The organism is Gordonia iterans, from assembly GCF_002993285.1.
Lineage (GTDB): Bacteria > Actinomycetota > Actinomycetes > Mycobacteriales > Mycobacteriaceae > Gordonia > Gordonia iterans.
Window position 1 is genome coordinate 1,914,161 of the sequence record NZ_CP027433.1, and the last position, 17,883, is coordinate 1,932,043.

13 protein-coding genes are annotated in these 17,883 nt (G+C 69.7%); 11 read left to right on the forward strand and 2 right to left on the reverse strand.

Going from position 1 to position 17,883, the window contains the following annotated elements; translation table 11 throughout:
* Complete coding sequence (gene helR, locus C6V83_RS08740) at positions 1 to 2,148, reverse strand: RNA polymerase recycling motor ATPase HelR (protein ID WP_105942074.1); 2,148 nt, start codon at positions 2,146 to 2,148, stop codon at positions 1 to 3.
* 127 nt (positions 2,149 to 2,275) lie between these two features.
* Between helR and C6V83_RS08745 the strand changes: the two genes are divergently transcribed.
* From C6V83_RS08745 to C6V83_RS08795, 11 genes are all read left to right on the forward strand, one after another.
* Positions 2,276 to 4,966 (forward strand): valine--tRNA ligase, encoded by a 2,691-nt coding sequence (locus C6V83_RS08745; protein ID WP_105942075.1) that lies wholly within the window; start codon positions 2,276 to 2,278, stop codon positions 4,964 to 4,966.
* Positions 4,963 to 6,597: a bifunctional tetrahydrofolate synthase/dihydrofolate synthase gene (gene folC / locus C6V83_RS08750; protein ID WP_234353933.1), complete on the forward strand. Its 1,635-nt coding sequence runs from the start codon at positions 4,963 to 4,965 to the stop codon at positions 6,595 to 6,597. The genes C6V83_RS08745 and folC overlap by 4 nt, the downstream gene beginning before the upstream one ends.
* Positions 6,594 to 7,025 (forward strand): DUF4233 domain-containing protein, encoded by a 432-nt coding sequence (locus C6V83_RS08755; RefSeq protein ID WP_105942076.1) that lies wholly within the window; start codon positions 6,594 to 6,596, stop codon positions 7,023 to 7,025. Before folC ends, C6V83_RS08755 begins: the two co-directional genes overlap by 4 nt.
* 127 nt (positions 7,026 to 7,152) lie before the next feature.
* On the forward strand, positions 7,153 to 7,650 hold the full coding sequence (locus tag C6V83_RS08760) for a hypothetical protein (protein ID WP_159067482.1): 498 nt from the start codon (positions 7,153 to 7,155) through the stop codon (positions 7,648 to 7,650).
* Positions 7,651 to 7,716: 66 nt separating this feature from the next.
* Entirely contained in the window at positions 7,717 to 8,133 is a 417-nt protein-coding gene (gene ndk / locus C6V83_RS08765; RefSeq protein WP_105942078.1) for a nucleoside-diphosphate kinase, read from the forward strand.
* 332 nt (positions 8,134 to 8,465) lie between these two features.
* Positions 8,466 to 11,543 (forward strand): translation initiation factor IF-2 N-terminal domain-containing protein, encoded by a 3,078-nt coding sequence (locus C6V83_RS08770; protein ID WP_105942079.1) that lies wholly within the window; start codon positions 8,466 to 8,468, stop codon positions 11,541 to 11,543.
* A 224-nt stretch (positions 11,544 to 11,767) separates the two neighbouring features.
* Positions 11,768 to 12,082: a 50S ribosomal protein L21 gene (gene rplU / locus C6V83_RS08775; RefSeq protein WP_105942080.1), complete on the forward strand. Its 315-nt coding sequence runs from the start codon at positions 11,768 to 11,770 to the stop codon at positions 12,080 to 12,082.
* Positions 12,083 to 12,118: 36 nt separating this feature from the next.
* Positions 12,119 to 12,382 (forward strand): 50S ribosomal protein L27, encoded by a 264-nt coding sequence (rpmA, locus tag C6V83_RS08780; RefSeq protein ID WP_105942081.1) that lies wholly within the window; start codon positions 12,119 to 12,121, stop codon positions 12,380 to 12,382.
* A gap of 141 nt (positions 12,383 to 12,523) precedes the next feature.
* Complete coding sequence (gene obgE, locus C6V83_RS08785) at positions 12,524 to 14,044, forward strand: GTPase ObgE (RefSeq protein WP_105942082.1); 1,521 nt, start codon at positions 12,524 to 12,526, stop codon at positions 14,042 to 14,044.
* Positions 14,041 to 15,156, forward strand: a complete 1,116-nt coding sequence (gene proB, locus C6V83_RS08790; protein ID WP_105942083.1) for a glutamate 5-kinase — start codon at positions 14,041 to 14,043, stop codon at positions 15,154 to 15,156. Before obgE ends, proB begins: the two co-directional genes overlap by 4 nt.
* Before the next feature lie 53 nt (positions 15,157 to 15,209).
* Positions 15,210 to 16,943: an acyl-CoA dehydrogenase family protein gene (locus C6V83_RS08795; RefSeq protein ID WP_105943826.1), complete on the forward strand. Its 1,734-nt coding sequence runs from the start codon at positions 15,210 to 15,212 to the stop codon at positions 16,941 to 16,943.
* Here C6V83_RS08795 and C6V83_RS08800 read toward each other — a convergent pair.
* On the reverse strand, positions 16,925 to 17,815 hold the full coding sequence (locus tag C6V83_RS08800; RefSeq protein WP_105943827.1) for a Sir2 family NAD-dependent protein deacetylase: 891 nt from the start codon (positions 17,813 to 17,815) through the stop codon (positions 16,925 to 16,927). The two genes, C6V83_RS08795 and C6V83_RS08800, sit on opposite strands and share 19 nt — an antisense overlap.
* Positions 17,816 to 17,883: the final 68 nt, after the last annotated feature.

Genomic DNA, 17,883 nt, shown 5'->3' on the forward strand with positions numbered 1-17,883 from the left:
TCACCGCACAATCATCATCTCCCGGGTGGCGCGGGTCATCGCGATGTAGCGGCTGACCGCGCCGGACAGGCCCTGTCCGTAGCCGGCGGGGGAGCAGACTGCCACGAGGTCGTACTCCAGGCCGCTGGTCGTGTCCGGGGCGAGCCGGGTGATCCGCGGGTCTCCGGGCAGGTCTAGTTCCTGGTCGGGCGCGACGATCACCCCCGCGACGCCGCTGTTCGCGGCGAGCCACGCAGTCAGAGCTGCCCCGATCGTGTCGTAGCCAATCGTGCGGACGCTGATTCCGTTGTCCCGCAATGATTCCGGGATGTTCGCTGTGGGCAGCGCCGTGACGATCTCACGCGCGGCGCACTCCATGATCGCGCGTGGCGTGCGGTAGTTGAGCGAGAGCCGGGCGACCCTGATGTTGCGCAGTCCTGCGCGCGAGAGCCTCTCCTCCCACGGTTCGGCGAATCCCCGGCGGGCCTGGGCGCGATCGCCGACGACGGTGAACCCGCCCGCCGGACAGCGTCGTCGCAGCATCTCCCACTGCGCTTCGGTCAGTTCCTGTGCCTCATCGACGATGACGTGCGCGAACGGCCCGGCCAGGCGGTCGGAATCGCCGGTGGGCAGCCCGGATTCGTCGGTGGTCAGCGCCGACATGCCGCCGAAGGCGAACTGCTGGACCAGGCCCTCCCGATCGTCGTCGGCGGCCACCAGCTGATCGAGCACCTCGTCCATCACGCGGTGCTGCTCAGTGACGGTCGAGGTACGGCGACGCAGGCGAGCCTCGAAACCCTTGTCGCCCAGGCGATGTCGTGCGGCGTCGAGCAGAGGAAGGTCGGCGTCGGTCCAGGATTGCGGCGCCGAAGGCCGCTGGAGCGCACGCACCTCGTCGTCGTTCAGCCACGGCGCGCATCGCCGAAGGTACGCGGGCACGGTCCACAGATCCGCGACGACATCGGTCGGCTCGAGCAGCGGCCACGCTCGGTTCAGCGCCAGTCGGAGGTCGTGATCGGCGGTCAGCGCGGCCCCGAACTCTGCGGCGGGCAGGTCGTCGTGCCGCTCGGTGAGCACCTCGATCAGCGCTTCGCGGATCACCCCGCGCGCTTCGTTGTGCGGGGTCCCCGGTTCGACGGCATCGAAGGCGACGGCCCAGTCCGCGGGCGTGATCTCGATCTCGGCCCAGTCGGTCTCCACGGTCAGCGGTTCGTTCGGGGGCTCCTCGTAGAAGGCGATCGCCGGCTCGACGACGGCGGTGAGCCCGGCCTTGAGTCCGGCGATCACCGGATCTGGCTCGGGACGTGCGCCGGCGCCCTCGGACACGAGGTCCCGCAGGGTCGCGAACCGGGTGCCCTCCTCGCCGAGATCGGGCACCACGTCTGCCACGTACTTCAGAAAGCGCTCGGTCGGTCCGACGAACAGGACACCGCCGCGGGCCGCGGTGACCCGGGGATCGGCGTAGAGCAGGTACGCCGCACGGTGCAGGGCGACCACCGTCTTGCCGGTGCCGGGTCCGCCGTCGACGACGAGGGTGCCGTTGGCCGGGTCGCGGATGATCGCGTCCTGGTCCGCGGCCAGGGTCGTCAACACGTCTCGCATCCGGGTCGTCCGGGAGTCGCCGAGGGCGGCGAGAAACGACGACTCGGCGTCCAGCGCGGCATCGTCGTGCCGGTCGCCGGGCTCGTCGGTGAGGAGCTCGTCCCAGAAGTCGACCACCCGGCCTCCGGACCAGCGATACCGGCGCCGCGAGAGCAGCCCGTGCGACGCGGCACGGGAGGCCGCGAAGAACGGCGCTGCGGCCGGAGTGCGCCAGTCGCGCAGCAGTTCGCGGCCCTGCGCATCGGTGACGCCGAGGCGGCCGAGGTACACGTCGGCGCCGTCGGCCGGCGACATCCGGCCGAGGCAGAGCTCGGCGCCGCGTCGGCGGAGCACTCCCAGCCGGGCGGTGAGAGAGCGGATCTCGGCATCCCGCTCGGCGGCCTCGCGGCCCGAGGACGCCGACACGCGGTAGAGGGCGGCGAGCCGCTCCGCGCCGGCGGCGACCTGGGCGGCCACCGCGGCGTCGATCGCGGCGAAGCGGGCCTCGTCGTCGTCGATCAGGGAGGGCGCGGCCTTGCGGCGCAGATCCTGGGGGAGGGCGAAGTGCGAGTCGGTGGAGGTGGTCACGCAGAAGACTCCTGTGGGCGGTGAGGGTGCGGGCGGTGAGCAGCGAGTATGCGCCCCGAACCGGCCCTTGCCGCAAGCCCCGGTCCCCGCGCTATGGTGAAAGGGGAAGGCGAATAGAATCACTGTCGTGACCACCCCTGACGCGCCCAACGCGCTTCCCGCTGCCTGGAATCCCGCCGAGCATGAGGAATCCCTCTACGAGGGCTGGGTGTCGGCCGGGTACTTCCACGCCGACGAGACCAGCGACAAGCCCGGCTACTCGATCGTGCTGCCGCCGCCGAACGTGACCGGCTCGCTGCACATGGGGCACGCGCTGGACCACACGCTGATGGACACCCTGACCCGGCGCAAGCGGATGCAGGGATACGAGGTGCTGTGGCTGCCCGGCATGGATCACGCCGGCATCGCGACCCAGAGCATCGTGGAGAAGCGCCTCGCCGAAGACGGCGTCACCAAAGAGGAGCTGGGCCGCGAGACCTTCATCGAGAAGGTCTGGGAGTGGAAGCGCGAATCAGGCGGCACGATCCAGGGCCAGATGCGCCGCCTCGGCGACGGCGTCGACTGGGAACGCGATCGGTTCACGATGGACGAGGGCCTCTCGCGCGCGGTCCAGGCGATCTTCAAGAAGCTGTACGACGACGGCCTCATCTACCGGGCCGAGCGGCTGGTCAACTGGTCGCCGGTGCTGCAGACCGCGATCAGCGACATCGAGGTGAAGTTCGACGAGGTCGAAGGCGAGCTGGTCTCGTTCCGCTACGGATCGATGAACGACGACGAGCCGCACATCGTGGTGGCCACGACCCGCATGGAGACCATGCTCGGTGACACCGCGATCGCCGTGCACCCGGACGACGAGCGGTACCGGCAGCTGGTGGGCACCGAGCTCGAGCACCCCTTCCTGGACCGGAAGATCCCGGTGATCGCCGACGACTACGTCGACCCCGAGTTCGGCTCCGGCGCGGTCAAGATCACCCCGGCCCACGACCCCAACGACTTCGAGATGGGCCTGCGGCACTCGCTGCCGATGCCGACCATCATGGACGAGACCGGCGCGATCGCCGGCACGGGAACCCGGTTCGACGGGCTCGACCGCTTCGAGGCCCGCGTGCGGGTGCGCGAGGCGCTCGCCGAACAGGGGCGGATCGTCAAGGAGATCCGCCCGTACCTGCACAGCGTCGGGCATTCCGAGCGCTCCGGCGAGAGCATCGAACCGAGACTGTCGTTGCAGTGGTGGGTCAAGGTCGACGGCCTGGCCAAGGCGGCCGGGGACGCGGTGCGCGACGGCGGCACCGTGATCCACCCGAAGAGCCAGGAGCCGCGCTGGTTCGACTGGGTCGACGGAATGCACGACTGGTGCATCTCGCGCCAGCTCTGGTGGGGGCACCGGATCCCCATTTGGTACGGCCCCGACGGCGAGGTGGCGTGCTTCGGCCCGGACGAGACCCCGCCGGCGGGCTGGGAGCAGGATCCGGATGTGCTGGACACCTGGTTCAGCTCGGGTTTGTGGCCGTTCTCCACCATGGGATGGCCGGACTCGACGGCGACGCTCGACAAGTTCTATCCGACGTCGGTCCTGGTCACCGGCTACGACATCCTCTTCTTCTGGGTCGCGCGGATGATGATGTTCGGCACCTACGTCGGTGCGCTCGACGATGCGGGCCTGGCAGTGCGCAGTGCTGCCGTGCCGTTCGAGAACGTCCTGCTCCACGGCCTGGTGCGCGACGAGCACGGCCGCAAGATGAGCAAGTCCAAGGGCAACGGCATCGACCCGCTCGACTGGATCGACCGCTTCGGCGCCGATGCGCTGCGCTTCACCCTGGCCCGCGGCTCCAACCCCGGCAGCGACATCTCGGTGGGCGAGTCGCACGCCCAGAGCTCGCGCAACTTCGCCACCAAGCTCTTCAACGCCACCAAGTTCGCGCTCATGAACGGCGCACGCGTCGGCGAGCTGCCCGCGCGCGATGAGTTGACCGTCGCCGACCGCTGGATCCTCGGCCGCCTGGACCAGGTGCTGGCCGACGTCGACGCGGGCTTCGAGAACTACGAGTTCGCCAAGGCCTGCGAGGCGCTATACCACTTCGCGTGGGACGAGGTCTGCGACTGGTACCTGGAACTCGCCAAGGTGCAGAACGCCGAAGGCCCGGAGCGCGCTGAGGCCACCGCCTTGGTGCTGGGCACGGTGCTGGACAAGCTGCTGCGCGCGCTTTCGCCGGTGATGCCGTTCGTCACCGAGACGCTCTGGAAAGCGCTCACCGGCGGAGAGTCGGTGGTGATCGCGCCGTGGCCCGAGCCCTCCGGCCAGCCCGCCGACACCGCGGCGGCCACCGCCGTCGAGGATCTTCAGAAGCTGGTCACCGAGGTGCGCCGCTTCCGGAGCGACCAGGGCCTGAACCCGGGGCAGCGGGTCGCCGCGCGGGTCAGCGGTCTGACGGCGGAGCTGGAGGACACTCGCAAGTACCTGGACTCGCTGGCCCGCCTGACCCCGGCCGGCGCCGGGAGCGGAGCGAGCGGGCCGAATGCGACCGGCGATGACTTCGCGGTGACCGCCACGGTCGAGGTGCGGTTGTCGTCGTGCACGCCGACCGTCGACATCGACACCTCCGGCCAGGTCGACGTCGAGGCCGAACGCAAGCGCGCCGCCAAAGACCTGGCCGCGGCGGAGAAGGAACTCGCCGGGACCACCGCCAAGCTCGGCAACGAGCAGTTCCTGGCGAAGGCCCCGGATGCGGTGGTCGCCAAGATCACGGCGCGACGCGATCTCGCCGAGGCCGAGGTCGCACGGCTGAGCGCCAAACTGGCGGAGCTGAACGCTCGATGACGCCGTCGGATCCTTTCGACGAGCTCAAGGGGCTGGGGGACGAGCTCAAGGGGCTGGGGGACGAGCTCAAGGGGCTGGGGGACGAGCTCAAGGGGCTGGGGGACGAGTCCGAGGGGCTGGGGGACGAGCTCAAGGGGCTGGGGGACGAGCCTGAGGGGCTGGAGGATGAGTCCGAGGGGCTGGGGGACGAGTCCGAGGGGCTGGGAGACGAGCCTGAGGGGCTGGGGGACGAGCTCACGGGGCAGCAGGACGATCTTGCCGAGCTGGCCGCGGTCGAGGCCGACCTCGACACGCGCTGGCCCGAGACCAAGATAGAGCCCTCGCTGACGCGCATCTCCGCGCTGATGGAGTTGCTCGGCAACCCCCAGCACGCGTACCCCTCGATCCACGTCGCGGGCACCAACGGCAAGACGTCGGTCACCCGCATGATCGACTCGTTGCTCCGCGCGTTCCATCGTCGTACCGGCCGGATCACCAGCCCGCATCTGCAGCTGGTGACCGAGCGGATCGCGATCGACGGACACCCGATCAGCCCCCGGACCTACGTCGACGCCTACCGCGACATCGAGCCCTACCTCACGATGGTCGACGACTCGTCCGAAACGGCCGGCGGACCGCGGATGAGCAAGTTCGAGGTCCTCACCGCGATGGCGTACGCCGCGTTCGCCGAGGCGCCGATCGAGGTGGCCGTGGTCGAGACCGGCATGGGCGGCCGGTGGGACGCCACCAACGTGATCGACTCCAAGGTCGCGGTGATCACCCCGATCGCCTTCGACCACGCCGACTACCTCGGCGACACGCTGGCCGCCATCGCGGGGGAGAAGGCCGGGATCATCACCCGGACCGACACCGACGTCCTGGTGCCCGACGATGCCGTGACGGTGATCGGGGTGCAGCGTCCCGAGGCGATGGACGTGCTCCTGCGCGAAGCCGTGGCGGCCGAGTCGGTGGTCGCACGGCAGAACTCGGAGTTCGCGGTGCTCGAATCGGCGACCGCGGTCGGCGGGCAGTTGCTCAGGATTCAGGGGCTCGGTAGAGTCTATGAAGACGTCTTTCTGCCGCTGCACGGCGCTCACCAGGCAGAGAACGCGGCCCTGGCGCTCGCCGCAGTCGAGGCGTTCTTCGGTGCGGGACCGGACCGGCAGCTCGACGCCGATCTGGTGCGGGCCGGCTTCGCCGAGGTCGCCAGTCCCGGCCGCCTCGAACGCGTCCGCAGCGCGCCGACGGTGTTCGTCGACGCCGCCCACAATCCGCACGGCGGACGCGCGCTGGCCCAGACACTCACCGAGGAGTTCGCGTTCCGGCGACTGATCGGCGTCGTCGGCATGCTGGGCGACAAAGACGCGCGGGGCTTCCTCGACGCGCTGGAACCGGTGCTGGATGCCGTGGTGATCACCGACAACGGTTCTCCGCGCGCGGTCGATCCGCAGGCGCTCGGCGAGCTGGCCGTGGAGCTCTTCGGCGAAGACCGTGTGCAGATCGAGCCCTTCCTGCCCGATGCGGTGGCCGCGGCGATCGCACTCGCCGAAGAGGACGACGCCGAGACCCTGTCCGGTGCCGGCGTGGTGATCACCGGGTCGGTGGTCACCGCGGGCGCCGGACGCACCCTGTTCGGCAAGGAGCCCTCATGAGTGAGCTGTCCGGCGGCGCCGACGACGCCGCGAACCCCGTTCCCGCTCCGGCGACCGATCCGTGGAAGGGCTTCCGCGGCGTGATGTCCGGTGTCCTGATCCTGGAGGCGATCGTCGTCGGCCTCACCTTTCCGGTGGTCGCGGCGCTGACCCCGAGCGGAGTCACCTGGGGATCGGGCCTGTATCTGGGGGCGGTGTGCCTGCTGCTGATCCTGCTGTGCGGACGGCAGGGCCACCCGCGGGCGCTCACGGTCAACCTCACCGCGCAGGTTCCGGTGATCGCGGGCGGCTGGATCCACTGGTCGATCGCCGTGGTCGGCGTGGTGTTCCTGTGTGTCTGGATCTACATCGCGTACCTGAAGGGCGACGTGGAACGGCGCATCGCCCGAGGTCAGTTGCCCAGTCAGCGGATCCAGCGCGAGGCCTGAGCGCCGTTCGGTGACCTTCGTCCGATTCCGGCGGCCTGGTGAGTTGGGCTACACTCGGCGGCGGGCAGTGAGCGGACTGCCGCCGATCGAAACGGATGTTGAGGGCTTTATGACGCGTGGTCGTCGTGTGGGAACGGTGCTTGCGGGGGTGACGGCGATCGTGGGGGCGACTCTCGTCGCCGGGCCGGTGCACGCCGAACCGGTGAACACCGGTGGCAAGAACGTCGTGGTGGACCGCGACGACCTGCAGCGGGGTCACCGGGCCGCTCCGGGCCCGTCCGGCGACGTTCCCGAGGCTCCGCTGCCGAGTTCGACCGACGACGAGGCTCAGCCGTCGGTGCCGATGCCGGTGCCCGACGGCGCATTCGGCTATCTCGCGACGCGCAGCGCCACACTGTGGCTGGCGCAGCAGCGGCCCGGCGATCTGATCCGGGCCTTCCCGGTGCCGCCGAACTACCGTGCGGCCAACAATGTGCTGGCCCGGCAGATCGACCGCGAACTGAAGGCCGCGGTCAAGACCAAGGGCGCGTGCGTGCAGATCATCGTCGATCCACGCTCCTCGGAGGGAAACCTCTTCGACTACGGCGTCTGGTCGGTCGCCCCGGCCTATTGCCCGCCGTCCTGAGCCGTGCGGCCGGAATGTCCGGTCCTGCACGCACCCATCATGGATGCGGGCGCTACAGTTCACCTCGTGACTGAACAGACTCTCGTCCTCATCAAGCCCGACGGCGTCCAGCGCGGCCTGGTCGGCGAAGTGATCGCGCGGATCGAGCGCAAAGGCCTCTCGCTGGCCGCACTCGAGTTGCGTCAGGTGACCACCGAAGTGGCCTCCGAGCACTATGCCGAGCACGCCGAGCGCCCGTTCTTCGGAGAACTCCTGGAGTTCATCACCTCCGGCCCGGTCGTGGCCATGGTGGTCGAAGGCGAGCGGGCGATCCCGGCCTTCCGTCAATTGGCCGGTGGCACCGATCCCGTCGAGAAGGCCGTGCCCGGCACCATCCGCGGCGACTTCGGTCTGGAGACCCAGTTCAACATCGTGCACGGTTCCGACTCGCCCGAGTCCGCCGCTCGTGAGATCGCCCTCTGGTTCCCGGCCCTGGGGTCCTGACCCGGCCGAACAGCTCGTTCTCCGGCCCCGCACCACGTCGCCGACGGGTGCGGGGCCGGTCCGTCTTCACGGCCGTGTGCGGAAAACCGGTGAACGTGTGGGATACTGAACAGGTCCTCGACGCCACACTTTGGTATCGGCGGATACGACTACCCAGCGCAGGGGCCGTACACCCGCGGCGCGCGCGGAAGCAGTCGACACAGCAAGGCGTCGTTCACGACGCGAAGACCACACAACCTGCGGCCGAGCGGCCGCACACATAACTGAAGGCCCTCGCGTGGCCGCGTCGGGAGTATTCGGATCGACGCGCCCGGGGGCCTCGAGGAGACCACGTGACCGATAACGGGTCGCCGACCGACGCGAACGCGTCGGACAATTCGGCGGAAGCATTTCCCCTGCGACTTCGTGTGCACGCACTCGCCCGAACGCTGGGAGTGACCAGCCGGGAAGTGCTCGCGCACCTGCAGGAACTGGGCGTCACCGCGCGCTCGGCGTCGTCGTCGATCGGCCGGGACGAAGCCCAGGCGGTCGCTGATCGGCTGGCCGGCGACAGCGGCGAATCCGCGACGCCGGCCGGCACCGAGCCACCCGCGAGCCAGACGCCGCCGGCGCCGCCGGTCGCCGAGACGCTGTTCTCGGCGCTGGTGGTCGAGGAACCCGCCGTCGCCGCCGCAGCGCCGGCCGAAGCTGCGCCGCTGTTCCTGCCCCCGACCGTGCCCGACGCGCCGGCCGCCCCGCCGGACGCCGAAGCCGCTGCTCCCGAGGACACCGAAGCTGCTGACGGCGAACGCACCGAGGAGGTCGGGGCCGTCCCGGACACCGCCGTCGCGGACGAGGCGAGCGAGGAACCGGCCGAATCGAGCGGTGAGGACGCCGACGGAGAGACCGCGGACGACGACGCGGCTTCCGAAGGACCGTCGCGCAACCGGCGACGTCGCCGCGGGCGACGCGGACGCGGACGCGGTCGCGGCGATGCCGCCGAACAAGACGGCGAGAACCAGACCGGCGAGGCCGACGAGTCCGTCGACGGTGAGGCGCCTGCCGACGGTGCGGGCCGGGAGCAGTCCGCCGAGGCCGAGAACGGCACTGAGGACGCTACCCGGACCGGGGCCGGCGACGTCGCGGACGACGACGCCCAGACCGGAGCCGCAGAAGCGGCCGACGAGCCCAAAGGCGGTGACGAGTCCGGCGACGACGCGGCGACGCCCACCAGTAAGCGCCGTCGCCGTCGCCGTCGCCGCAAGGGCGGCGGGGACACCGACGACCCCTCGCCCGACGATCCTCCGAACACCGTCGTGCACGAGCGTGAGCCGCGCGCCAAGAAGGTGCGCGACGAAGTGCAGGGCATCTCGGGATCGACCCGACTGGAAGCCAAGCGGCAGCGACGCCGCGACGGTCGCGACGCCGGTCGTCGCCGTCCGCCGATCCTGTCCGAGTCGGAGTTCCTGGCGCGTCGCGAGGCCGTCGAACGCGTGATGGTGGTGCGCGAGCGCAAGGTCGATTCGGCCGCCGCCGATCCGCATGCGCCCAAGGAGGACTACACGCAGGTCGCCGTGCTCGAGGACGGCGTGCTGGTGGAACACTTCGTCACCACCGAGACCAGCCAGTCGATGGTCGGCAACATCTACCTCGGCCGCGTACAGAACGTGCTGCCCGGCATGGAGGCGGCGTTCGTCGACATCGGTCGCGGGCGCAACGGCGTGCTGTACGCCGGCGAGGTCAACTGGGAGGCCGCAGGCCTCGACGGCGGCTCACGCAAGATCGAGCAGGCTCTGAAGCCGGGCGATTACGTGCTGGTGCAGGTCAGCAAGGATCCGGTCGGTCACAAGGGCGCACGGCTGACCACGCAGATCTCACTGGCCGGCCGCTACCTGGTGTACGTGCCGGGCGGCACGTCGACCGGGATCAGCCGCAAGCTCCCTGACACCGAGCGCAAACGCCTCAAGTCGATCCTGTCCAAGCTGGTGCCGGACGAGGCCGGGGTGATCATCCGCACCGCTTCCGAGGGGGTCAGCGCCGAGGAGCTCGGCGCCGACATCGCGCGCCTAGAGGAGCAGTGGAAGGGCATCGAGGCTGCGGCCGCCGAACACACGGCGAAGGCTTCGGGGACCACGCGCGCGCTCTACGAGGAGCCGGACCTGCTGGTGCGGGTGGTCCGCGACCTGTTCAACGAAGACTTCAGCAAGCTCGTCGTCGAGGGTTCCACGGCGTGGGATCAGGTCTCCGGGTACGTGAACAGCGTCGCCCCGGACCTCGCCGAGCGGGTGACCCGCTTCGAGAAGGACACGCCGGAGTCGTCCGACAGCTTCGCCGTCTACCGGATCGACGAGCAACTCACCAAGGCGCTCGACCGGAAGGTCTGGCTGCCCTCGGGCGGCACGCTGATCATCGAACACACCGAGGCGATGACCGTCGTCGACGTCAACACCGGGAAGTTCACCGGTGCCGGCGGAAACCTGGAGGAGACGGTCACCCGGAACAACCTGGAGGCGGCCGAGGAGATCGTCCGCCAGATGCGCCTGCGTGACATCGGCGGCATGATCATCGTCGACTTCATCGACATGGTCCTCGAGTCGAACCGCGACCTGGTGCTGCGGCGCCTCACCGAGGCGCTCGCCCGAGATCGCACACGTCACCAGGTCTCCGAGGTCACCTCGCTGGGCCTGGTCCAGATGACGCGCAAGCGACTCGGCACCGGGCTGCTGGAGGCGTTCTCCACCACGTGCACCGCGTGCAGCGGTCGCGGGCTGATCGTGCACCCGACCCCGGTCGAGGTCCGGTCGGGCGACGACTCGGGCCGCGGCGGCGACGGCGGCTCCAAGCGCTCTCGCCGGAACAAGCGCAAGGCCGACCGGGACAAGCCCGAATCGGGAGCCGACAAGAGCACGCCGGCGGTGGCCGAGGTCAAGCCGCACAAGCCCGCCGCCGAGCACCCGCTGTTCAAGGCCATGGCCCATCACGATGAGGCCCAGCACGAGGACGAGGCCCCGGAGCACGACGGCGCCGACGAGACCGTGCGCATCAGCGCGGCGAGCGTCGAGGTCGCGGCGATCGAGGCCGCCGTGTCCGACGTCGCCGTGGCCGAGGCTGCGATGGCGACCACCGAGATCGTGGCCGACGCCGTCGCGGAGTCGGTGTCCGGCGCGGTGGAAACGGCGAAGGAAGCCGCCGTGGACCTCGCTGAGGCCGAGGTCGAGAAGCTGGAGGCGGCGCCGGTGGTGACGCGCCGGCGACGTGCCGCGCGGCGTGCTGCGGCGCCGAGCGCTCCGGCCGAACCGATCGTGATCGCCACGCAGACCCCGGTCACCACGGTGGCCGCGCAGACCGCCGAGCCGGTGGTGGAGGTCAAGCGCAAGCCGCGCCGCCGCAGCGGTCGTCGTGCGTCGGGACCGCCGCCCGCCGACCAGTGATACGCCGGCCGACGACACGCAGCCGATGCGGGTGTGTCGTGGTTTGACCTGCTCCGGGCTTCTGCCGTAGCCTTGACAGGTCGCCTTCTGCAGGCGAGCGCACACGTGTGCGCGGTGCGCAGGAGGATCTCCGGATGGAACCGGAGCGCAAGAACACCGATGTACGCCGGACGCAGGCACCTCTGCGCCCCGGCCCGATGAGACGAGTTAAGAGGACAGCGGGAATGGCAACGTACGCCATCGCCAAGACCGGCGGTAAGCAGTACAAGGTCGCCGAGGGCGACACTGTGAAGGTCGAGAAGATCGAGGTCGAGCCGGGCGGCTCGGTTGAGCTTCCGGTGGTGCTCGTGGTCGACGGTGCGAACCTGACCACCGACGCCGGCGCGCTGGCCAAGGCCTCGGTCAAGGCCGAGGTCGTCGAGCACGTCAAGGGCCCGAAGATCCGGATCCACAAGTTCAAGAACAAGACCGGCTACCACAAGCGTCAGGGTCACCGTCAGCAGCTGACGGTCCTGAAGGTCACCGGCATCAACGCCTAAGCGTTTTCAACACCTACTTCTCAGGAGGACAGAGAGATGGCACATAAGAAGGGTGCATCCAGCTCGCGGAACGGTCGCGATTCGAACGCCCAGCGCCTCGGTGTGAAGCGCTTCGGCGGCCAGGTGGTCAGCGCCGGCGAGATCCTGGTCCGCCAGCGCGGCACCAAGTTCCACCCGGGCGTCAACGTCGGTCGCGGTGGCGACGACACCCTGTTCGCGCTCGCTGCGGGCTCGGTGGAGTTCGGCACCAAGCGCGGCCGCAAGACCGTGAACATCGTCCCGGAATCGGCCTCGGTCTGACCCGGACGCACACACAGTTCTGACCGGCAGGGCGGGACAGGGTTTCATCACCCTGACCCGCCCTGCCGTCGTTTCGCATCAGGTGATCGGCGCACCTCACCGAACGCACCAGCAACGCTGACAGCACGACCAAGGAGTGGCATGTCGAAATTCGTCGACCGCGTGACCATCGACGCCGTCGCCGGCAACGGAGGGCACGGCTGTTCCTCGGTGCACCGCGAGAAGTTCCGGCCGCTGGGCGGACCGGACGGCGGCAACGGCGGCAGCGGTGGGGATGTGATCCTCGTCGTCGATCCTCAGGTGCACACCCTGCTCGACTTTCACTTCCGGCCGCATGCCAAGGCCGGCAACGGTAAACCCGGCGAGGGCGGCAACCGCAGCGGCGCGAACGGCGAGTCGCTGGTCCTCAAGGTGCCCGACGGGACCGTCGTGCTCGACACCGACGGCAATCTGCTGGCCGATCTGGTCGGGGAAGGCACCGAGTTCATCGCCAGCCGCGGCGGCCGCGGCGGTCTGGGCAACGCGGCGCTCGCCTCCAAGGCGCGCAAGGCGCCCGGTTTCGCGCTGCTCGGCGAGCCCGGCGAGGAACGCCAGCTGGTGCTGGAGCTCAAGTCCGTGGCGGACGTCGGCCTGGTCGGCTTCCCGTCCGCGGGCAAGTCGTCGCTGGTGTCGGTGCTCTCGGCCGCCAAGCCGAAGATCGCCGACTACCCGTTCACCACGCTCGCGCCGAACCTCGGCGTGGTGACCGCGGGCGAGTCGACGTACACCATCGCCGACGTTCCCGGCCTGATCCCAGGTGCTTCGCAGGGCCGCGGACTGGGGCTGGACTTCTTGCGCCACCTGGAGCGCTGCGCGGTGCTCGCACACGTCGTCGACTGCGCGACGCTCGAGCCCGGCCGTGACCCGCTCTCCGACATCGACGCGCTGGAAGCCGAGCTTGCGGCTTACCAGCCGGTGCTCGCCGAGGACCAGTCGCTCGGCGACCTCGCCACGCGACCGCGGATCGTCATTCTCAACAAGGTCGACATCCCCGAAGCCGACGAACTCGCCGACCTCGTCGAGTCCGATATCGCCGAGCGTGGCTGGCCCGTGTTCCGGGTCTCGGCCGTCGCGCACAAAGGCCTCGCCGAACTGAAGTTCGGGCTCGCGAAGCTGGTCGAGGAGTATCGCCGCGAGCACGAGAAGCCGGTCGCGCGGCGGGCGGTGATCCGGCCGAAGGCGGTCGACAAGGCGGAGTTCACCGTCGTCGACGACCCCGAGATCGACGGTGGTTTCATCGTCCGCGGCGAGCGGCCCGAACGCTGGATCCGTCAGACTCAGTTCGACAACGACGAGGCCGTCGGCTATCTGGCCGATCGGCTGAACCGGCTCGGTGTGGAGGATGCGCTGGTCAAGCGCGGCGCCAGGGCCGGTGCGGCCGTGACGATCGCCGGCGTGACCTTCGACTGGGAGCCGTCCGTCCCGATGAGCGAGGACGTCCCGCTGACCGGGCGCGGCACCGACATCCGGCTCGAGCGCAACGAGCGCATCGGGGCAGCCGAGCGCAAGGCGGCGCGTAAGCTCCGCCGGCAGCGCGACGACGAGGCACAGGAGTCCCAGGAGGCGCTCGGCTGGACCGAGGATGCCGATGCGGCCGAGCGGAGCGACGGGGAGGCGCATTGAGCGAGGTCCGTTCGGCGATCGCCAGGGCGCGGTCGATCGTCGTCAAGATCGGTTCGTCGGCGGTCACCGACCTGGAGACCGGGCTCGACCACGAGCGGCTCGATGCACTGGTCGACGCTCTCGAAGCCCGCATGAGCACCGGGTGCGACGTGGTCGTGGTCTCCTCCGGAGCCGTCGGCGCCGGCATCGCGCCGCTCGGGTTGCGCAAGCGGCCTGCGGATCTGGCGACCAAGCAGGCCGCCGCCAGCGTAGGACAGCTGAAGCTGGCGCAGGCCTGGGACGCCTCGTTCGCGCGATACGGCCGTGTCGTCGGCCAGGTGCTGCTGACCGCGGACGACGTCTCCAACCGCGCGCATCACGCGAACGCACAGCGCACGCTGGACAAACTGCGTGCCCTGCACGCGGTGGCGGTGGTCAACGAGAACGACACCGTGGCGACCAACGAGCTCCGCTTCGGCGACAACGACCGGCTGGGTGCGCTCGTCGCACACCTGGCGGTCGCGGACGCGCTGGTCCTGCTGTCCGACGTCGACGGCCTGTACACCGGTGATCCGCGCAAGCCCGGTCCGGACGGGCAGCCTGCCCGGTTCATCGAGGAGGTGTCCGGGCCGGAGGACCTGGACGGGGTGATCGCCGGTTCCGGGGGAGTGCTCGGCACCGGCGGGATGGCCTCCAAGCTCGCCGCGGCCCGGCTGGCCGCCGACTCCGGTGTGCCGGTCCTGCTCGCGGCTGCCGCCGAAGCCGACAAGGCCCTCTCCGGCGCATCGGTGGGCACCGTCTTCGCCGCGCGCCCGCAGCGGCTGTCAGCACGCAAGTTCTGGGTGCGGCACGCCGCGGAAGCGCTGGGCCGCTTGACGATCGACGCCGGTGCCGTCGACGCGGTGGTCGGGCGCCGTCGGTCGCTGCTGGCCGCGGGGATCACCGGCGTCACCGGTGCCTTCGCGGGCGGGGACGTCGTGGAACTGGCAGGTCCGGACGGCGAGATCTGCGCGCGGGGTGTGTCGTCGTACGACGCCGACGACATCGCCGTCATGATCGGCAAGTCGGGTGACGTACTCGGATCGGACTACCGCCGCCCGGTGATCCACGCCAACGATCTCGTCCGAACCTGAATCTCCGGTGGCGGTGACGCCGTGACCGGATGCGGACCACTACGCTGGACGGCATGACCGCGCTCTTGCTGAATCCGTCCTCCGCCGACTACTCGCAGTTCGATCCCGAGACCCGCAGACTGCTGCGGGCGACGATCGACTTCTTCGAGGGGTACGGCAAGCAGCGTCTGCTTCAGGCCGATTTGCACGCGGAGTGGGTGGCCGACTTCCTCGAGTTCCAGAAGCGCGAACGACTGTTCGCTACCTTCCTCACCCCGGCCGCCTACGCCGGCGGGGACGAGAATCGTCGCTGGGACGGTGCCCGGAACGCGGCGCTGAGCGAGATCCTCGGCTTCTACGGGCTGGCCTACTGGTACGCCGAGCAGGTGACCATTCTCGGCCTCGGACCGGTCTGGATGTCCGACAACGAGGCCGCCAAGGCCAAAGCCGCCCGTCAGCTGGCCGACGGCGAGGTGATGGCGTTCGGCCTGTCCGAGCGTGAGCACGGGGCCGACGTGTACAGCACCGACATGATCCTCACACCCACAGGCGGCGCCGGGGGAGAGCCGGACGGATTCACCGCGTCGGGCGTCAAGTACTACATCGGGAACGGCAACGTCGCCGGCACGGTGTCGGTGTTCGGCCGGCGCGGCGACGTCGACGGACCCGACGGCTATGTGTTCTTCGCCGTCGACAGCCGGCATCCGGCCTACCGGCTGATCGACAACGTGGTGCACGGGCAGATGTACGTCTCCACGTTCGAGCTCGACGAGTACCCGGTCGGCCCCGACGCCATCCTGCACACCGGCCCGGAGGCCTTCGCCGCCGCGCTGAACACCGTCAACGTCGGTAAGTTCAATCTCTGCCACGGCTCGATCGGAATGTGCGAGCACTCGCTGTACGAGGCGATCACCCACTCCAACAACCGGATCCTGTACGGAAACCCGGTCACCGTCTTCTCCCATGTGCAGGGCAACTTCGTCGACGCCTATGCGCGGCTGTCGGCCATGAAGCTGTTCAGCGATCGCGCTGTCGACTACTTCCGCAGCGCGAGCCGCGACGACCGTCGCTATCTGCTTTTCAACCCGGTCACCAAGTCGAAGGTCACGTCAGAAGGCGAGACGGTGATGACGCTGCTGCTCGACGTCGTGGCGGCCAAGGGTTACGAGAAGAACACCTACTTCCATCAGGCCAATCGCTTCATCGGCTGGCTGCCTCGGCTGGAGGGCACCGTGCACGTCAACGTCGCGCAGATCCTCAAGTTCATGCCGAACTATCTGTTCGACCCCGCCGAATACCCGGAGATCGGTCGTCGCCTGGACCCGGCCGACGACGCGTTCTTCTTCGCGCAGGGACCGGTCGGCGGGGCGGGGAAGGTGTGCTTCGCCGACTGGACGGCTCCCTACCAGGCGCGTGCCGACGTGCCGAACGTGGCAGTGTTCTACGAGCAGGCGACCGCCCTCAAGGCACTGCTCACGACCGCGCCGCCCAGCGCGGAACAGCAGAAGGATCTGGACTTCGTGCTGACCGTCGGGCACCTGTTCACCCTGATCGTCTACGGGCAGCTGATTCTGGAGCAGGCCGCGCTGATCGGACTCGACGACGACCTGCTGGACCGGATCTTCGATTTTCAGATCCGTGACTTCTCGGGCTACGCGGTGGACCTGTACGGCAAGCCGTCGGCGACCCCGGAGCAGCAGCAGTGGGCGCTCGGCGCGGTCCGTCGTCCGGTCGCCGATACCGGCGTGTTCGACCGGGTGTGGCAGCAGGTGCAGGCTCTCGACGGCGCCTACACGATGCCCAGCTGACGGGGGAGCGCGAGGGTCGGAAGGATCTCTTCGCAGCGGTGGTCGATCTTCAGCGTCGCCACGTCGTCGCCACGGGTGCCGCCGCGGTTGACGATCGCGATCGGCTTGCCGCCCCGGGCGGCGTGCCGGACGAAGCGCAGTCCCGACATCACCGTGAGCGAACTGCCCGCCACCAGGACGGCGTCGGCGTCGTCGACGATCGCATAGGCCTGGGCGACAACGGATTTGGGTACCGACTCGCCGAAGTAGACGATGTCAGGCTTCAGGATGCCGCCGCACACCGAGCAGTCGACGGTGACGAACGACGCCGTGTCCTCGAGGACGGCGTCGGCGTCCGGGGCCACTTCGATGGCGCCACGGCCGGCCACCCGCTCACGAAACCCGGGATTGGCCGCCTCCAGCGCGTCGTCGAGCAGGTGCCGTGAGATGCGGTGGCCGCAGTCCAGGCAGATCACCCGTCCGTACGACCCGTGCAGGTCGAGCACGCGGCGCGAGCCCGCCTTCACGTGCAGCATGTCGACGTTCTGAGTGATCACCCCGCTGATCAGCCCTTCGGCTTCGAGGATCGCCAGCGCGTGATGGGCGGCATTCGGCCGGGCCGCATCCATGTGCCGCCAGCCCAGATGGTTGCGGGCCCAGTAGTGCCGGCGGTAGTCGGGCGAGCTCAGGAACATCTGGATGGTCATCGGCGTGCGCGGCGGCGAACCGGGGCTGCGGTAGTCGGGGATCCCGGACGGCGTCGAGAGTCCGGCCCCGGTCAGCGCGACCGTCCGCCGACCGGCGAGCAGCAGTGCGAGCTCGCGGGTCCGTCCCACCGGATCCGGGTCGGGTTCGGTCGGTTCGGCCGGGGTCCAGGCCGGTGCGGTGCGCATGATGCCCATGGTGGCACAACGAGCCGGACCGGCACCTGGACGTCGAGCGGGGTCCAGGTGCCGGTCCG

Excerpts from the sequence above, each read along its gene's own strand:
- folC (WP_234353933.1), top strand. The coding sequence starts at position 4,963 with ATGACGCCGTCGGATCCTTTCGACGAGCTCAAGGGGCTGGGGGACGAG.
- C6V83_RS08755 (WP_105942076.1), top strand. The coding sequence starts at position 6,594 with ATGAGTGAGCTGTCCGGCGGCGCCGACGACGCCGCGAACCCCGTTCCC.
- rplU (WP_105942080.1), top strand. The coding sequence starts at position 11,768 with ATGGCAACGTACGCCATCGCCAAGACCGGCGGTAAGCAGTACAAGGTC.
- rpmA (WP_105942081.1), top strand. The coding sequence starts at position 12,119 with ATGGCACATAAGAAGGGTGCATCCAGCTCGCGGAACGGTCGCGATTCG.
- obgE (WP_105942082.1), top strand. The coding sequence starts at position 12,524 with ATGTCGAAATTCGTCGACCGCGTGACCATCGACGCCGTCGCCGGCAAC.
- C6V83_RS08795 (WP_105943826.1), top strand. The coding sequence starts at position 15,210 with ATGACCGCGCTCTTGCTGAATCCGTCCTCCGCCGACTACTCGCAGTTC.
- C6V83_RS08800 (WP_105943827.1), bottom strand. The coding sequence starts at position 17,815 with ATGCGCACCGCACCGGCCTGGACCCCGGCCGAACCGACCGAACCCGAC.